The following is a 15046-nucleotide window of genomic DNA, read 5'->3' as shown; positions in this document are numbered from 1 at the left end:
CATGCAATAGTTGTCAAGGCAACTATTGCATGGGCATGTGCCAGGTCACGTTCAGGCGGCCTGGCCGGAGGGCCTCGACAATGCCGCAGTGTCCTGAATCACCACGGAAAATCGGTCAGACAAAGCCGCGAGAGTGCCGGCCAGGATGATTTCCGCGGACGTGACACCGGCGCCAAAAGGGTGCGGCAGGTCACGCGTCGCGGTCGCCCCCGCCACCACGGTCGAGCGGAAGCCGTGATCCAGCGCCGAACGTGCCGTCGCGCTCACGCACATGTGGGTCGCGAAACCCGCGATCACGATTTCGGTGCGTCCCGTGGCATGAATGTGGGTTGTGAGCTCGGTGCCGGCGAAGGCGTTTGGCAGGGATTTCACCAGCGCCGTTTCTCCCGCGACCGGCTCCAGCTCCGGAATGAAACGCGCGCCGTCGCTGTCGGGCGCGAACACGGCAGCGCCGGGGCGGCTGCGATGCAGTACATGAATCACCGGCATGCCCGCAACGCGCGCGAAGGCCAGCAGGCGCGCGCCCTCTTCCACCGCCGCATCGATGCCGTGTAACGGCAGCAGCCCGGTGGTGTATTCGCGTTGCGGATCGATCATGAGCAGGACGGAGCTGGCGGGATGGCTGGGCAGCGGCGACAGGCCGCCGATCCGGGCGAGAGTCTGGGGCATGGGCTTCGCGGTCATGACTGGTTCCTCTTAACGATGGATTAGAAGAGTTGTTTGTTTGCCTGGATGCGCCCGCTCAAAGTACCGCCGCACAAAACACGACGGAATTCCACAAAAATTCACGATGACCGACAAGAAACGAACCGCCAGCCTCGATTGGGAAGACGTGCGTTTCTTCGGCGCGTTGGCGCGCCACGGCACGCTGGCCGGAACGGCTCGCAGCCTCAAGGTGACGCACGCGACCGTCGCGCGCCGGCTCGCCAACCTCGAATCGACGCTCGGACAACCGCTGTTCTCGCGTAATGCCCACGGGTTTTCGTTGAACTCGACCGGCGCCATCGCGCTCGCGGAAGCCGCGCAGATGGAAATGGCGGCCTGTGCGTTGATGGAACGTCGAGAAGCTGCAAGCACGATCGCGGGCCTGGTGCGCGTCACCATCGCGCGCGTATTCGCCGACGGATTCCTGGCGGAACGCCTGGCGCCGTTGCAGGTACTGCATCCGCAACTGCAGCTCGAGCTGGTCGCGACCTCGCGCAACCTGAGCCTGGCGCGACGCGAAGCGGAAATCGCGCTGCGCCTGGCACGCCCCGCCTCGGGCGAACTGGTCGCGCGTCGCGTCGCCACGCTCGCATACGGTTTCTACGCGTCGCCGGAATACGCGGCGAATCTCGCCACCGGCGCGCAACCGGCATTCATCGCTTTCGACGACGCGAGCGAGTACGTGCCGGAAGCTGCGTGGGCAAAACGATTCATGGCGGGCAAACGCGTGGTGTTGCATTCGAACAGCCAGACCGCGCAGGCCGCGGCGGCCCGGGCTGGCGTGGACGTGGCACTGTTGCCGGCGCTGCTGGCGCGCACCTCGGGCGGGCTCACGCCGCTGGATTTCGCCGAGCAGCCGCCGCCGCGCGAACTGTGGATGTTGATGCGCCCGGACGTCGCGCGGCTGGCGCGAGTGCGCGCGGTCGCGGATCATCTCGTCCAGGTGTTCGAGGAAACTTCATCAGGGAGTGAAGACGCATGATTCGCCGTGACTATCCGATTTTCGCGCTGGGCCTTGGAATTGGAATTGCCGCAACCGTGCTGGCAGGCCAGGCCAGGCAGCCCGAGCTCATGAACTCCGGCGTGTATGCCTGGGAATCGCTGCCGGTCGAAACCACGGCCACCGGCGAACGCCGCGCAGTGTTCGACTCCGCCACCCGCACGCTGGACAGGCTCGAGACACACGTCACCACGGTGAAGCCCGGCACCGCGTTGCATGCGCCGCACCGTCACCCGGACGAGGAGCTCATGTTCGTGCGCGAAGGCGTGCTCGAGGCCAGCATCAACGGCACGACGCAGCGGGCGCCAGCCGGTTCGGTGATCTTCTTCGCCGCTGGCGACCTGCACGGCGTGCGGAATGCGGGCGATACGCAGGCTAGCTACTTTGTGTTGCGCTGGACGTCGCCCGGCAAGGAGGGCCCCAAGCCCGGCGGGTCGAAGTGAGCGCAGCCTCCGCCGAGGCCGCGCCCGGAATGAAACGCGGCATGATCCTCATCATGGCCGCCGCGGCCGCGATCCTCATGATCACGATGGGGATGCGCCAGTCGCTCGGGCTGTACATCGCGCCGATCATCGAGACCACGGGCGTGGGTTACGCCGCGATGAGTTTCGCGTTGGCCATCGGCCAGCTCATGTGGGGCGTGGCGCAACCGGCGTTCGGCGCGATGGCGGACCGCTACGGCGCGGGCCGCGTGCTGCTGATCGGCGCGTTGCTGTTGGCCGGCGGCACGGCACTGACGCCGTTCGCCCACAATGAATTCATGTTGCTCGCGACCATTGGCGTCCTGACGGCGGCGGGCGCGGGCGCGGGCAGCTTTTCGGTGCTGATCGGCGTCGTCGCGCAACGTGTACCGGCTTCGAATCGTTCGGTGGCCGCCGGGTTCGTCAATGCGGGCGGAAGCATGGGCCAGTTCGTGTTCGCGCCGCTCAATCAGCTGCTCATCAGCACGTTTGGCTGGATGGTGGCGATGTGGACGATGGCCGTGACGGCACTCGCGACCATTCCGCTGGCGCGGCCGCTGCTGCGCAAGCGCGAGGCCGACGCCACGGCGATCCCGGGGACGGCCGGCGCGCCAATTGCAAAGACGGTCACGTTGCGCGAACAGCTCGCGATCGCCGCGCGCGACCGCAGCTACTGGTGCCTGCACGCGGGCTTCTTCACCTGCGGGTTCCACATCGCGTTCCTCGTGACGCACCTGCCGGGCGAAGTGAAATTGTGTGCACTGCCGGCGTCCGTGGCCGCAGCTTCGATCTCCATCATCGGGCTCGCGAATGTCGCCGGTAGTTTGACGGCGGGCTGGGCCGGCGGCGTGGTGCGCATGAAGTGGCTGCTGTTCGCGATGTACTTCTCGCGCGCCGTTGCCGTGGCCATCTACCTGGCCGCGCCCAAGACCGAGGTCACGTTTTACGTGTTCGCCGCCGTACTCGGCTTCACCTGGCTCGCGACGGTGCCACCGACGGCCGGGCTGATCGGCAAGTTGTTCGGCGTGCGGTATCTCGCCACGCTGTTCGGCCTTGCAACGTTGACACACCAGGTCGGCGGATTCTTCGGCGCCTGGCTCGGCGGCATCGCGCTGGTGAAGTTCGGCGACTATTCGTGGATGTGGTACGCGGACATCGCGCTGGCGCTCGCCGCCGCGTTCGTCAATCTGCCGATCCGCGAAGCGCCCGTACGAACCGTCGCCGCCCCCGCGTAAAGGGGACATGCCTATTTATTGGAAAAAGGGACCTTTTTCCAATAAATAGGCATGTCCCCTTTACCTCCGCAGCAAGCTGTCTACCCAGCGCTTCACCTGTGGCTCGACGTTCGCGGCTTCGAGCGCGTCGCTGGCGCCACCCTTCTTCATGCCGAGCAGCCGGCCGTCCGCATCGAACAACGCCAGCGTGGGGTAATTCTTCACGCGCACGCGGTCGATCAGATCGCGCGCGTCCGGAACGACCCGCCACTTCACGCCGAAACGCTGCACGAATTGCCGCGTCTCCTTCGCATCGTCGAACGTGACCGCCAGGAAATTCATCTGTGGCCGCGACGCGGCGAAACGATTGAGCGGCTCGACTTCGAGAATGCAGGGCTTGCAGGTCGAGAAGAAAAAACTGATCAACGTCGGTTTGCCGCGCAGGCTGTCGGACGTCACCCGCTTGCCGGAAAGATCCCGCAGCGCGAACGGTGGCATTTCGGTGATCGGCGGATACGGCGAAGGACACGAAACGTTACCGCGCAGCCGCACGGTCATGGTCAACGCCGCACCGTCGGGCGAGCGATCGACGTCTGCGTGTGCGCCGGGCGCATGCATCGCCTCGGCGAAGCCATCAAAGTTCACGGGCTTGCACTGAAGATCGCGGTACGCCATACGCACGTGTGGCGCGATCTTCATCGTCTCGCGGAACGCGTCCTCCGTAAGTTTCGGCGGCGCGGCGAGCGCGGCGGTGCCGCAGAGCGACAGCAGCAAGCAGGCGGTAATACGCATGCGCGCCATTATGGCGGAACGCTCAAAAAAGGGCTGCCGCGCTCCACAAAACGCAATCGCCGATGCTGATCGCGCGACAGCCCGATGCGCGTGGCGACCTGGATGTCCGGAGCCGCCCCGCGCGGGCTTTCGAGGAACAAGCGGTCGCTGGTGCACAGATCCGTGCCGCTGAGCTCGCGCCCGATGCCAAGCGCGGCGCACACACGGCCCGGGCCGCGCGCCAGGTCGGCCAGCCGCGACGCGGGCCGGTTGCGCAGCATCCGTTCGATGCCGTCGGTGGGTTCGAGCGCGCGAATCAGCACCGCCGCGCCCACGCCCTCCTCCTCCGACGCGATGTTGAGCGTGAGGCACGTGCCGTACACCATGCGCACATATCCAAAACCACGCACGCGGAACAGCGGCGCGTTGCTGGTAGTTAGTCCGGGACGCGCATAACCGGTCGGATCTCCCGGTGGATAGGCTTCGGTCTCGACGATGCGTCCGGCAATCCTTCCGGCGGGCGTCGCATGCACCAGCCGCTTGCCGATCAGAAACCGCGCCAGTGCCACGGTGGCGACGGGCAAGGCGCGGCGGCGAATCTGTGGCATGCGCGCAAGTTTCTACGAAGCGGCGCGAATTGGGTATGCTGCCCGCCGGATCACGAGGGGAAAGCCGTGAAATCGAATCGCCTGGCGCAATGGATCGGGTTCTGCACGCTGCTGACGCTGGCCGGCGGTGTACATGCGCAAGCGGCGGAACCCAACCCGCTGCTGCCGGACTGGCTGTTCCCGATCGATCCCGCTTCCCTCATCAAGCCGCGCCCCAACGCGCCGCCGCCGCCCAAACTCGATGACGTCGAGCTGCTCGGCATTCCCGACAGCACCGAAAAATACACGCTGGCGCGCATCAACGACCTGTTCAACCCGCCCGACTGGCATCCGAACGACCACATCCCGATGCCGGAGATCGTGGCGCACGGGCGCAAGCCGAATGTCACCGCCTGCGGGTTTTGCCATACCCCTACTGGCCAGGGCCGCCCGGAAAATTCCGCGCTGGCCGGCTTGCCCGAGGCCTATATAAAAGAGCAGCTGCAGGACTTCCGCAGCGGCGCACGCAAGCCGGTCGGGCCCGAAGCCTACAAACCCAGCCGCGGCATGCACGTGGTCGCGGAGCACCTGACGGACGCGGAAATCGACGAGAGCGCGAAGTACTTCGCGCAGCAGAAGTTAGGCCGGCGGGTGTGGGTGATCGAAGGCATCCGCATCCCGCGCGCGGAACCGGCCCACTGGGTCTACGAAGAGGTCGGCGGCACTGAAGACCTGGAAGATCGCATGCTCGAGGTGGCGCCCGACATCGAACGCCACGAGCGCCGTGACGACAAGATGCAATACACCGCCTACGTGCCGCCCGGCAGCATCGCGCGCGGCAAGCGGCTGGTGGCAAGCGGCGACGGCGGCAAGACGCAGGTCTGCGCCACCTGTCATCTCGGCAACCTCAAGGGTACGGACAGGATTCCACCCATCACCGGCCGCTCGCCCACCTACGTGTTGCGGCAGCTGTTGTCGTTCAAGGCGGGTGGACGGACCAACGAAGCGTCGAAACAGATGACGCCGGTGGTCGAAAAGCTCGAGCTCGCGGACATGATCGACATCGCGGCGTATCTCGCGACGCTCTATCCGCAGTAGTTCTAGGCTTTGGGCTGGCGCGAATCGCCGCCGGCCAGCGCCACGTCGAGATTGTGCATGAGCTGCAGCGTGCCGCGCTCGCGGCTGCCGCCGTCTTCGTGGCCATCGAGAAACGCGTGTTGTTCGGTGACCAGCAGCTTCGTGCCCTTGCCGGCCGCGACGAACTCGATGCTCGCAAGCGTCACCGAAAGCTTCTTGCCCTGGAAGTACATGTCGTAGACGTACACCAGCCGTTTTTCGGGAACCACCTCTAGGTACTGCGCCTCGAAGCGCGACTCGCTGCCGTCGATGAACTTGCCGATCAGCACGTCTCGTCCGCCCACGCGCACGTCCATCTGGCGCACGGACTCGGTCCATTTGTCGACCGGGCCGTTGAACCAGCGTGCCTTCGCGTCCTGCTGCGTCCAGGCGCGGTAGACCAGTTCGGGGCTGTAGTCGAGCCGGCGCTCGATGACGAACGAGCCGTGCTTGATGGACCTGGCGCTCGAGTGCATTGCGGCTCCCGGAGTTTGTTAGTCGCGGATTCTACCGCGTGCGCGCCGCAGCCGTGGCGAAACCGGGTTGAACGAAGCGGCGCAGTCTGGTAAACGAGACGGCATGGATGTCATTGATCAGCGCCGTCGCGACCTCGGCGGCTTCGAAGTCGGGCGCGTCCTGCCGTTCACGCGCCGGCACATGGTCGGCCCGTTCATCTTCTTCGATCACATCGGGCCGACCAGCTTCGCGCCTGGCATCCCGAAGACGGTCGACGTGCGCCCGCACCCACACATCGGGCTCGCCACGGTCACCTATCTATTCGCCGGCGAGATCATGCATCGCGACAGTGTCGGCGTGCAGCAGGCCATCCAGCCCAACGAAGTGAACTGGATGATCGCCGGCCGCGGCATCACGCACTCCGAACGTTTCGAGAAGGCGCGCGCGCAAGGCGGCCCCATGCACGGCATCCAGGCCTGGGTGGCGTTGCCGCGCGAACACGAGGAAACGGAGCCGTCATTCGGGCACTTCGGCGCGGAGGCCCTGCCCGTTCACGAAGATTCCGGCGTGCGCACGCGTTTGCTGGCCGGCAACGCCTTCGGCCTGACAGCCGGTGTCAAAACCCACTCGCCGCTCTTTTATGCGCACCTAGAAATCCAGCCCGGCGCGCGGGCGGCGCTGCCGCCGGGTTTCTCCGAACGCGCGTTGTACATCGCGGCCGGGGAAATCGAAGTGCGCGGGCAGCGCTATGGCGCGGGCAAGATGCTGGTCTTCGAGAACGCCGAGGACAGCAGCTTCGCCGCGACGCAGGCCGCCACGGTCATGGCGCTCGGCGGCGAACCGGTCGGCGAACGCTTCATCGAATGGAATTTCGTGTCTTCGTCGAAGGCGCGCATCGAACAGGCCAAGGCGGATTGGCGCGCCGGCCGCATGAAACTGCCCGACTACGACAACCAGGAATTCATCCCACTCGCATGAAGACACATTCAACCCTGCTGGTTTTCGCGGCCGCCGTTCTCACCGGCTGCGGCACCACGCTGACGGGCGCCCCGCTCGCGCCGACCATGACCAACCAGATCGTGATCCGCCAGGCGCCCTTCACCCCCGACAGCGGCTCGATCGCCATCCTGTGCGGCAAACTAGTCGACGGCAGCGGTGCCGCGCCGCTCGAACGCGCGCTGGTGGTCATCCGCGATGGCCGCGTCAAGAGTGTGACCGGCGACAGCAGGCGAAACGCGGCGGCGGCAACGCATCTGCCCGTGCTGGACCTCAGCGACTACAGCTGCCTGCCCGGCCTCATCGACATGCATACACACCTGACGGACCGGCCGGAGGACACGGCCGATCTCACGGTGTATTTCCGACGGACGGCTGAAGAGACGCTGCAAATTTCCAAGGAGAACGCGGCGGCCACGTTGTTGGCCGGCTTCACCAGCGTGCGCAACGTCGGCACTTATGTGCTCGGCGCGGACTTCGCGCTGCGCGACGCCATCAACGAGGGCGAAGCCGTGGGCCCGCGCATGCAGGCCAGCGGGCCGTATCTCACCATTCCGCAGGGCGGCGGCGATCTCTACGTCCCCGATTTCAAGGAGCCCGCCGACAACGCGCGTTTCCACGCGGGTGTGGCGCGTGGCCCGGATGACTTCCGCAATCGTGCCCGAGGGCTCATCGACGACGGCTCGGACCTGCTCAAGGTCATCGCCTCCGGCGCGGTGCTGGCGTTCGGCGGTGTGCCGGGCGCGCCGGAAATGTCGCAGGAGGAAATCGCGGCCGTCGTGCAGGTTGCGCACGCGGTGAACAAGAAAGTCGCGGCGCACGCACACGGCGCCGAATCCATCGCCATGGCGATCAATGCCGGCGTCGATACCGTCGAACACGCCTCTTATCTGGACGACGCGGGCATCGCGCTCGCGCTCAAACACGGCAACGTGGCGTTTGCCATGGACGTCTACAACGGCGACTACATCGACACCGAAGGCCGGCGCCTCAAGTGGCCGGAAGAATTCCTGCGCAAGAACACCGAGACCACGGAGATCCAGCGCGTGGCGTTCACCAAGGCGGTCAAGGCCGGCGTGCCGATTGTTTTTGCGACGGATTCGGGCGTGTTTCCGCACGGTCTCAACGCGCGGCAATTTCCCATCATGGTCGAGCGTGGCATGACGCCCGCGCAGGCCATCGCGTCGGCCACCACCGTCGCGGCAAAATACATGGGCTGGAGCAACGACGTGGGCGCGCTCGAGCCGGGCAAGTTCGGCGACCTCATCGCCGTTTACGGCGACCCGCTCACCGACATCAAGACTCTGCAAAGCGTCGAAGTCGTGATCAAGGGCGGGATCGTCCTCAAACTACCTGCGGCGAAGTAGTTCGGTGGATTGGGCGGCGACTTACTTGAAATAGCCCGCGTATTCGGCCGGCATCGCGGAAATCGGCCGGATCTCGATGTCCTTGTAGAACACTTCCGCCGCTTCGCTCTGGATCTGCAGCTTGCCGGCGGTCAGTGGCAAGGATTTTCCGTCCTGCCTATAGCGTGAGTTCGCGAGCGCCATCACCACCTTGCCATTGACGATGTGCACGCAGTTGGCGCCGTAACAAATGAGTTCGATCTGGTTCCAGGTGCCGGGCTTGTCTTCGTCGGAGCCGGCCAGCGCATGATTGTTGGGCCCGTCGAATACCTGCCACGGCGCCGCGGGATTCCACTTCGGCGCATCCGGGCTGCGGTCGGGACTCGGCTCCTTGGGGCCGACGCGGATGTCGAACGCGGACGTCGCCTGCCGCCAGTATTCACCGAGGCCGTGCTCGATCACCTGGAATTCCTGCGACAGCGCCCAGCTCTTCCAGTAGTCGACGCCGAAATCCCCGATGCTGTGATAGAGGATGCCGGAATCCTTGTTCTCGTTGAGCCGCGGCTCCCACTTCTTCTCCCCCCAGGTCGTCTTCGCGCGCAGGTGGTAGTTGGAGAAAGCTTCCCTGGTCACGAGGCAGCCGTAGTATTCGCCCGTGATGCGCAGTGCCAGCGCGCCGTCTTTCTGCACGACGGAGAACACGTTCTGCGACGGCGGATTGAGGCCGACCGGCGCGAGGTCCGCGGGCGCGGTGCCTTTCAGAACGCCGAGGATCTGATCGCCGCGGTAACTCAGGTAGACGTCGAACTGCGAGAGTGCTGAATCGAGCAGCGGCCGCCAGGCGACTGGCTCTTCGGCACCTGCGGAGCCCGCCGACATCACGACGAGCGCGGCAGCCAACGATATTCTTCTGGCCATCGTCGAGGACATGCAGCACCTTCCCGCCGTGAAGACCCGCGCATGATACAGACGGGCGCGTAGCGGCGGCACGGGTTTCGCCCGCGGGTGCCGCGATCAACGCGGCCGTGCGAGGTATTGCCGCCAGCCGCCGAGCTCGCTGATGTCCTCCGCGCCGGCGACACCCAACGCCTCGCACATGAAGCCGCTGACCTCGGTGCCGTCTTCGAGCTTCACCTTGCCGATGCCGAGCGGCGCGGGAATCCCCGCGACAAACGAACCGAAGTGTTCGACCGGCATGCGCCACACCTCGCAGTCGACGGCTACGCCGCCCTCCGCGACCTGGATCAGCCCCGGACGGAATGGCGGCCCGCCGGGCAACGCATAGAAGCGATATCGCGGCGCGGTGCGCGTGCTGGCCAACCGCCATGCCCCTCTATCTACCAGCTGCCAGTTGAGCGGCAGCCCGGTGAGGTGCGCGCCACAAACCATGACGTCGACGAAACCCGGAGCCGTCACGACGGGCGGAGCGGCCGGCAGCGGCAAACCGGTCGCGCCCATCGTGTTCACGCCGGCTCGCTGCAGCCGGCCGCCGAGCGCGAGCAGATCGTCGTCGCTCCAGGCCGGCCCGATCAACGAGACACCGAACGGCAGCTTATGCAGTGTGAACCCAGCGGGCACCGCGATGGCGGCCAGGTCCATGAGATTCACGAAGTTGGTGTAACGCCCGAGCGTGCTGTTGAGCCGGATCGGATCGGCGGTTTCCTCGTCGATGCGGTAGTGAGTGCCTGCGGTCGGCAACAGCAACACGTCGGCCGCGGCCCACATCGGCTCGGCCCGGCGGATCAGTTCCTTCAGGCGATACTGGGCGCGAAATGCAGCGGTCGCCCGCGGTTCAGCGCCGCCAGCGATGATCTTGCGCGTGACCTCGAACATCGCCGCGGGGTTTTCCGTCAACAAGGATTCGGTCGCGAGATATCGCTCCGCCACCCACGGCCCCTCGTACAGCAGGCGCGCGGTTTCGAGCAGCGGCTCGATGTCGACCTCCACCGCGTCACCGCCCAGGGACTTCAGCCGCTCGATCGATTCCGCAAACAAAGTGGCGTAGGCCGCGTTGCCGAAGAACTCGAGTTGTCCGGCTTTCGGAATCGCGAAGCGGAACGACGGCGCGTTTCCCCACCCGCCGCGCCGCGGCTTTCCGGCCACCCGCGACCAGGCGTCGGCCGCATCGAACCGGATCGCCACCTTGGCGATACTGGCGGCATCCTCGGCCGTGAGCGCGAAGATGGACATCGCATCCAGCGAGCGGCAGGCGGGCACGACCCCGCGCATGCTCAAACTACCCAAGGTGGGTTTGTAGCCGATCAGGTTGTTGAATGCGGCCGGTACCCGCCCGGAACCGGCGGTATCCGTACCCAGCGAAAAACTCGCGAGGCCGAGCGCCACGGCAACGGCCGACCCGCTCGACGATCCGCCGCTGATGTAGGCGGGATCGAAGCTGTTGCGGCACGCGCCATAAGGAGAGCGCGTGCCGACCAGACCGGTGGCGAACTGATCGAGATTGGTCTTGCCAAGCACGATGGCACCGGCGTCGATCAGCGCCTGTACGGCCGGCGCTGAAACCGGCGGTTGGAAACCGAAGGCGGGACAGCCGGCGGTGGTCGGCAGCCCCGCGAAATCGATGTTGTCCTTGACGGCGAACGGCACGCCGTACAGGGGCAGCGATCCCGGGCCGCGCTCCATCAAGACACGTGCCTGCGCACGCAGTGCTTCGTCATCGACCTGGCTGATCCAGATGTTGTGCGCGGCGTAGTCGCGCCGCTTCGCGATCAGCTGTTCCACCAGGGCCAGCGGCGTCAACACGCCACTCTGGTAGTCGCGCCTCAAGGCAAACAACGACAGGTCGAGAGTCATGGCTGCTCCGGTTTCAGGACCAACAAGGTATCGCCGGCATTGGCGGGCCGCCCCTCGGCGGCGCGGACTTCGAGCACGGTACCCGCGAGCGGCGCGACGATACTGATTTCCATCTTCATGGACTCCATGATCACGAGCGTTTCTCCTTTGCTCACTGCCTGATCCGCCTGCACCTTGAGTTGCCAGACGCTGCCCGACACGCCCGAGGTCACGGCAATGCAACCGTCGGGGATCGCGGTGGGTTCGGTTCGTCGCGGGGGGTCGACCGGCGCGGATTCGTCGAGCCCCGCCTGGCGCCAGCGCTCGCGTTCCGCGCTGAAAGCCGCACGCTGCTGCACTCGAAATGCTTCGATGGAGTCGCGTTCGCGCTCGAGGAACGCCAGGTACTCGCCCAGGCTGAGCGTCGATTCCTCGATCCGCAGCGGAAAACGCCCGTACGGAAAGCCGGCGCGTAATGTCAGTAGTTCGTCCGCGCTCACGGGATAGAAGCGGATCTGATCGAAGAACCGCAGCAACCATTGGCGGCCGTCACGGAAATCCGCGCTTTCGCGGAACCGGTTCCACATCTGGATGGTGCGGCCGACGAACTGGTATCCACCCGGCCCTTCCATGCCGTACACACATAGATAGGCGCCGCCGATGCCGACCGCATTCTCCGGGGTCCAGGTGCGCGCCGGGTTGTACTTGGTGGTGACGAGGCGATGGCGCGGATCCAGCGGTGTCGCCACGGGAGCGCCCAGGTAGACATCGCCCAGTCCCATCACCAGGTAACTGGCGCTGAACACCACGTCGCGAACGGCGTCGCGGCTCGCAAGTCCATTGATGCGCCGGATGAACTCGATGTTGTCAGGACACCAGGGCGCATCGGCCCGCACGGATTGTTCGTAACGGCGCGTCGCCGCCTGCGTCGCCGGATCGTCCCACGAGAGCGGCAGATGGACGATGCGGCTCGGCAGCTGCATGTCTTCGACCGCGGGGAGCCTGTCTATAGTCTCTGTCAGCCAGCCGAGCAGGGACTCGAGCGGCGCACGCGCGGAATCGAAATGCAGCTGCAGGGAACGGATGCCGGGCGTCAGATCGAGAACGCCCGGGCGCGCCGCCTGCTGAAGTGCCTCGAGCAGCGCCTGCACCTGGAAGCGCAGAACGAGATCCAGCTCCGCGTCCCCGAATTCCACGAGTACATTGCTCTCGCCCGCGCGGCGCACGCAGATCGCCGCGTGTCTCGAGGTTGCCGGCAGTTCGAGCAGGATGGACGGATTGCCCGCGCGTGCGCCGGGCTTTGCCACGCGCCGGAATCGCACGCGATCGCCGGGACGCAGTTGTCCGAGCTTCCACAATTCGCTGTCGATCAATGTGGCCGGGCAGACGAAACCGCCGAGACTCGGACCATCGGGACCCAGGATGACGGGCATGTCGCCGGTGAAGTCGACGCTGCCGATGGCGTAGGCATTGTCGTGGATGTTGGAGGGATGCAGCCCGGCTTCGCCGCCATCGGTGCGGGCCCACGTGGGTTTCGGCCCTATCAATCGCACGCCGGTGCGGCTCGAGTTGTAGTGCACTTCCCAGTCGGCGGCGTAAAACGCGTCGATGTCGGCAGGCTGGAAGAAATCCGGCGCGCCGTGCGGGCCATCCGTAACGCCCAACTCCCACGCCGATGTGTACGCCGGCCGGTCAGGCGCCGCGATACTCACGCAGCCCGCGAGATCCTTGGCCGTACCCTTCAGCCGCAACACATCGCCGGTGCGCAGCGCGCGGCCACCGTGACCGCCGAAGCGGCCGAGTGTGAACGTCGATCTGCTGCCGAGATACTCGGGGACGCCGAGTCCACCCTGCACCGCCAGATAGCTGCGTTGTCCGGCACCGACGATGCGCCCGAGGCGCAGGGTACTTCCCGCGGACACGGCGATCGGTTCCCAGAAACCAACGGGTTCGTCGTCGAGCCAGGCTTCCATCGTCGCACCGGCGAGTGCGATGACCGTATCGCTGGCGAATTTCAACGTGGCGCCGGACACCGTCATCTCGAGCGCCGCCGTGCCCTCCGGGTTTCCCACCATGCGATTGGCGAGCCGCAGCGCGAGCGCGTCCATGGGCCCGGACGGCGGAACCCCCACGTTCCACAACCCGACCCGGCCGGGCAGATCCTGCACGGTAGTTAGTGTGCCGGGGTCCAGCACCTCCGCGCCCGGCGACTGCAGGTGATGCGTGGCCAGCAGCGCGGTCGTCTGTTGCCCCGCGCGGAATACCGGCAGCCCCAGCACGGACACGAGGTACGGAAGATTCGTCTCGATGCCATCGACGTACGAACCGCTCAAACCATCCGACAACACCTCGATCGCCGCCTCGCGTGTATCGGCATGCGCGATCACCTTGGCCAGCAGCGGATCGTAGAACGCCGTGACCTCCGTACCCGTCTCGACCCAGCCATCCACGCGCAGGCCGGCCGGCAGCGCAACGCGCGTCAGCAAACCACTCGACGGGCGGAAATTGCGCGCCGGATCTTCCGCATAGATGCGCGCCTGGATCGCGTGGCCGCGCGGGCGATGCAGGTGCGCGCCAAGGTCCGGCGGCTCGCCCGCGGCCGTGCGGATCATCCATTCGACCAGGTCGATGCCGCCGACTGCCTCGGTGACGCCGTGTTCCACCTGCAGGCGCGTGTTCACCTCGAGGAAATAGAACGCGCCGCTCTCGGCATCGAACACGTATTCGACCGTGCCCGCGGAGCGATACCCCACCGTCTCACCGAGCCGCACCGCGGACTGCGCCAGTGCGGCGCGCGTCGCTTCGCTCAAACCCGGCGCCGGCGACTCCTCGATCACTTTCTGATTGCGCCGCTGCACCGAGCAGTCGCGTTCGCCGAGCGCGATGACTTTGCCGCGCCCATCTCCGAACAACTGCACTTCCACGTGCCGCGCGCGCCGGACGAATTTTTCGAGGAACACGCCGGCGTCGCTGAAATTGGTCGCGGCCAGCCGCTGCACACTGGCAAACGCCGCGCTCAACTCCTCTGCCGAATCGCAGCGGCGCATGCCGATACCGCCGCCGCCCGCGGTGCTCTTGAGCATCACCGGGTAGCCGATCTGCGTTGCTGCTTCGAGCGCATCTTCCAGCTGCACCAACAGGCCCGTGCCCGGCAACAGCGGCATACCGCACTGCCGGGCGAGCTCGCGCGCCGTGTGTTTGAGGCCGAACGCGCGCATCTGTTCCGGCGTCGGCCCAATGAACGCGATGCCCCCCGCTTCGCAGGCTGCCGCGAAGTTCGCATTTTCCGCGAGGAACCCATATCCCGGATGAATCGCCTCGGCGCCCGTCGCATGCGCGACTTCGATAATCTTCGCGGCGTTGAGATAACTCTCGGCGGCCGGAGACGGGCCTAACAAACACGCTTCGTCGGCCAGCCGCGCGTGTGCCGCCTGGGCGTCGGCTTCCGAATACACGGCGACCGAAGCGACACCCAGCTTTTTCGTGGTGCGGAGAATGCGGCACGCGATGGCGCCGCGATTCGCGATCAGGACTTTCTTGAACATTGCGCAGGTCCACCCTTCGGGGTGCTGCGCCAGGTCGTCCCGGCGGTGACGGAGATTCC

At 66.1% G+C, this 15046-nt stretch carries 13 protein-coding genes; 6 read left to right on the top strand and 7 right to left on the bottom strand.

The window, feature by feature from the left end:
* Positions 1-51 precede the first annotated feature (51 nt).
* A complete protein-coding gene (locus tag WDO72_17540; GenBank protein ID MEJ0087481.1) occupies positions 52-684 on the bottom strand; it encodes a cysteine hydrolase family protein in 633 nt (210 codons plus the stop codon).
* A gap of 106 nt (positions 685-790) precedes the next feature.
* On the opposite strand from WDO72_17540, the gene WDO72_17535 reads away from it, so the two are divergent.
* The 3 genes from WDO72_17535 to WDO72_17525 are packed head-to-tail and all read left to right on the top strand — an operon-like array spanning position 791 to position 3401.
* Positions 791-1687: a LysR family transcriptional regulator gene (locus WDO72_17535; GenBank protein MEJ0087480.1), complete on the top strand. Its 897-nt coding sequence runs from the start codon at positions 791-793 to the stop codon at positions 1685-1687.
* On the top strand, positions 1684-2148 hold the full coding sequence (locus tag WDO72_17530) for a cupin domain-containing protein (protein MEJ0087479.1): 465 nt from the start codon (positions 1684-1686) through the stop codon (positions 2146-2148). The genes WDO72_17535 and WDO72_17530 overlap by 4 nt, the downstream gene beginning before the upstream one ends.
* A 29-nt stretch (positions 2149-2177) precedes the next feature.
* Positions 2178-3401 carry an MFS transporter gene (locus WDO72_17525; GenBank protein ID MEJ0087478.1) on the top strand — a complete coding sequence of 408 codons (1224 nt, stop codon included), beginning with the start codon at positions 2178-2180 and terminating at the stop codon, positions 3399-3401.
* A gap of 60 nt (positions 3402-3461) precedes the next feature.
* Here WDO72_17525 and WDO72_17520 read toward each other — a convergent pair whose 3' ends face one another.
* Positions 3462-4172: a TlpA disulfide reductase family protein gene (locus tag WDO72_17520; GenBank protein MEJ0087477.1), complete on the bottom strand. Its 711-nt coding sequence runs from the start codon at positions 4170-4172 to the stop codon at positions 3462-3464.
* Positions 4173-4180: 8 nt separating this feature from the next.
* Entirely contained in the window at positions 4181-4759 is a 579-nt protein-coding gene (locus WDO72_17515) for a DNA-3-methyladenine glycosylase (protein ID MEJ0087476.1), read from the bottom strand.
* A gap of 66 nt (positions 4760-4825) precedes the next feature.
* Here WDO72_17515 and WDO72_17510 point away from each other — a divergent pair, with 66 nt between their 5' ends.
* The gene (locus WDO72_17510; protein MEJ0087475.1) at positions 4826-5836 is read left to right on the top strand and encodes a c-type cytochrome; all 1011 of its coding nucleotides are present in this window, start codon (positions 4826-4828) and stop codon (positions 5834-5836) included.
* A gap of 2 nt (positions 5837-5838) precedes the next feature.
* Here WDO72_17510 and WDO72_17505 read toward each other — a convergent pair whose 3' ends face one another.
* The gene (locus WDO72_17505; protein MEJ0087474.1) at positions 5839-6330 is read right to left on the bottom strand and encodes an SRPBCC domain-containing protein; all 492 of its coding nucleotides are present in this window, start codon (positions 6328-6330) and stop codon (positions 5839-5841) included.
* A 103-nt stretch (positions 6331-6433) separates the two neighbouring features.
* Between WDO72_17505 and WDO72_17500 the strand changes: the two genes are divergently transcribed.
* Both WDO72_17500 and WDO72_17495 read left to right on the top strand, forming a co-directional pair.
* Positions 6434-7288: a pirin family protein gene (locus tag WDO72_17500; protein MEJ0087473.1), complete on the top strand. Its 855-nt coding sequence runs from the start codon at positions 6434-6436 to the stop codon at positions 7286-7288.
* Positions 7285-8673: an amidohydrolase family protein gene (locus WDO72_17495; protein MEJ0087472.1), complete on the top strand. Its 1389-nt coding sequence runs from the start codon at positions 7285-7287 to the stop codon at positions 8671-8673. Before WDO72_17500 ends, WDO72_17495 begins: the two co-directional genes overlap by 4 nt.
* A 21-nt stretch (positions 8674-8694) precedes the next feature.
* On the opposite strand, the gene WDO72_17490 is transcribed toward WDO72_17495, so the two are convergent.
* The 3 genes from WDO72_17490 to WDO72_17480 all read right to left on the bottom strand — a co-directional run bounded on the left by WDO72_17490 (position 8695) and on the right by WDO72_17480 (position 14987).
* On the bottom strand, positions 8695-9552 hold the full coding sequence (locus WDO72_17490; protein ID MEJ0087471.1) for a DUF1080 domain-containing protein: 858 nt from the start codon (positions 9550-9552) through the stop codon (positions 8695-8697).
* 114 nt (positions 9553-9666) lie between these two features.
* Positions 9667-11463 carry an allophanate hydrolase gene (gene atzF, locus WDO72_17485; GenBank protein ID MEJ0087470.1) on the bottom strand — a complete coding sequence of 599 codons (1797 nt, stop codon included), beginning with the start codon at positions 11461-11463 and terminating at the stop codon, positions 9667-9669.
* Positions 11460-14987: a 5-oxoprolinase/urea amidolyase family protein gene (locus WDO72_17480; protein ID MEJ0087469.1), complete on the bottom strand. Its 3528-nt coding sequence runs from the start codon at positions 14985-14987 to the stop codon at positions 11460-11462. Before WDO72_17480 ends, atzF begins: the two co-directional genes overlap by 4 nt.
* Positions 14988-15046: the final 59 nt, after the last annotated feature.

The sequence above is a fragment of the Pseudomonadota bacterium genome (assembly GCA_037200975.1).
Lineage (GTDB): Bacteria > Pseudomonadota > Gammaproteobacteria > Steroidobacterales > Steroidobacteraceae > CADEED01.
The sequence above is the reverse complement of the archived record's forward strand: the minus strand, read 5'-3'. Positions and strand labels throughout refer to the sequence as shown.

What these genes read in the sequence shown, in the direction of transcription:
- WDO72_17540 (MEJ0087481.1), bottom strand. Translation starts at nt 684, where the DNA reads ATGACCGCGAAGCCCATGCCCCAGACTCTCGCCCGGATCGGCGGCCTG.
- WDO72_17535 (MEJ0087480.1), top strand. Translation starts at nt 791, where the DNA reads ATGACCGACAAGAAACGAACCGCCAGCCTCGATTGGGAAGACGTGCGT.
- WDO72_17530 (MEJ0087479.1), top strand. Translation starts at nt 1,684, where the DNA reads ATGATTCGCCGTGACTATCCGATTTTCGCGCTGGGCCTTGGAATTGGA.
- WDO72_17525 (MEJ0087478.1), top strand. Translation starts at nt 2,178, where the DNA reads ATGAAACGCGGCATGATCCTCATCATGGCCGCCGCGGCCGCGATCCTC.
- WDO72_17520 (MEJ0087477.1), bottom strand. Translation starts at nt 4,172, where the DNA reads ATGCGTATTACCGCCTGCTTGCTGCTGTCGCTCTGCGGCACCGCCGCG.
- WDO72_17515 (MEJ0087476.1), bottom strand. Translation starts at nt 4,759, where the DNA reads ATGCCACAGATTCGCCGCCGCGCCTTGCCCGTCGCCACCGTGGCACTG.
- WDO72_17505 (MEJ0087474.1), bottom strand. Translation starts at nt 6,330, where the DNA reads ATGCACTCGAGCGCCAGGTCCATCAAGCACGGCTCGTTCGTCATCGAG.
- WDO72_17500 (MEJ0087473.1), top strand. Translation starts at nt 6,434, where the DNA reads ATGGATGTCATTGATCAGCGCCGTCGCGACCTCGGCGGCTTCGAAGTC.
- WDO72_17495 (MEJ0087472.1), top strand. Translation starts at nt 7,285, where the DNA reads ATGAAGACACATTCAACCCTGCTGGTTTTCGCGGCCGCCGTTCTCACC.
- atzF (MEJ0087470.1), bottom strand. Translation starts at nt 11,463, where the DNA reads ATGACTCTCGACCTGTCGTTGTTTGCCTTGAGGCGCGACTACCAGAGT.
- WDO72_17480 (MEJ0087469.1), bottom strand. Translation starts at nt 14,987, where the DNA reads ATGTTCAAGAAAGTCCTGATCGCGAATCGCGGCGCCATCGCGTGCCGC.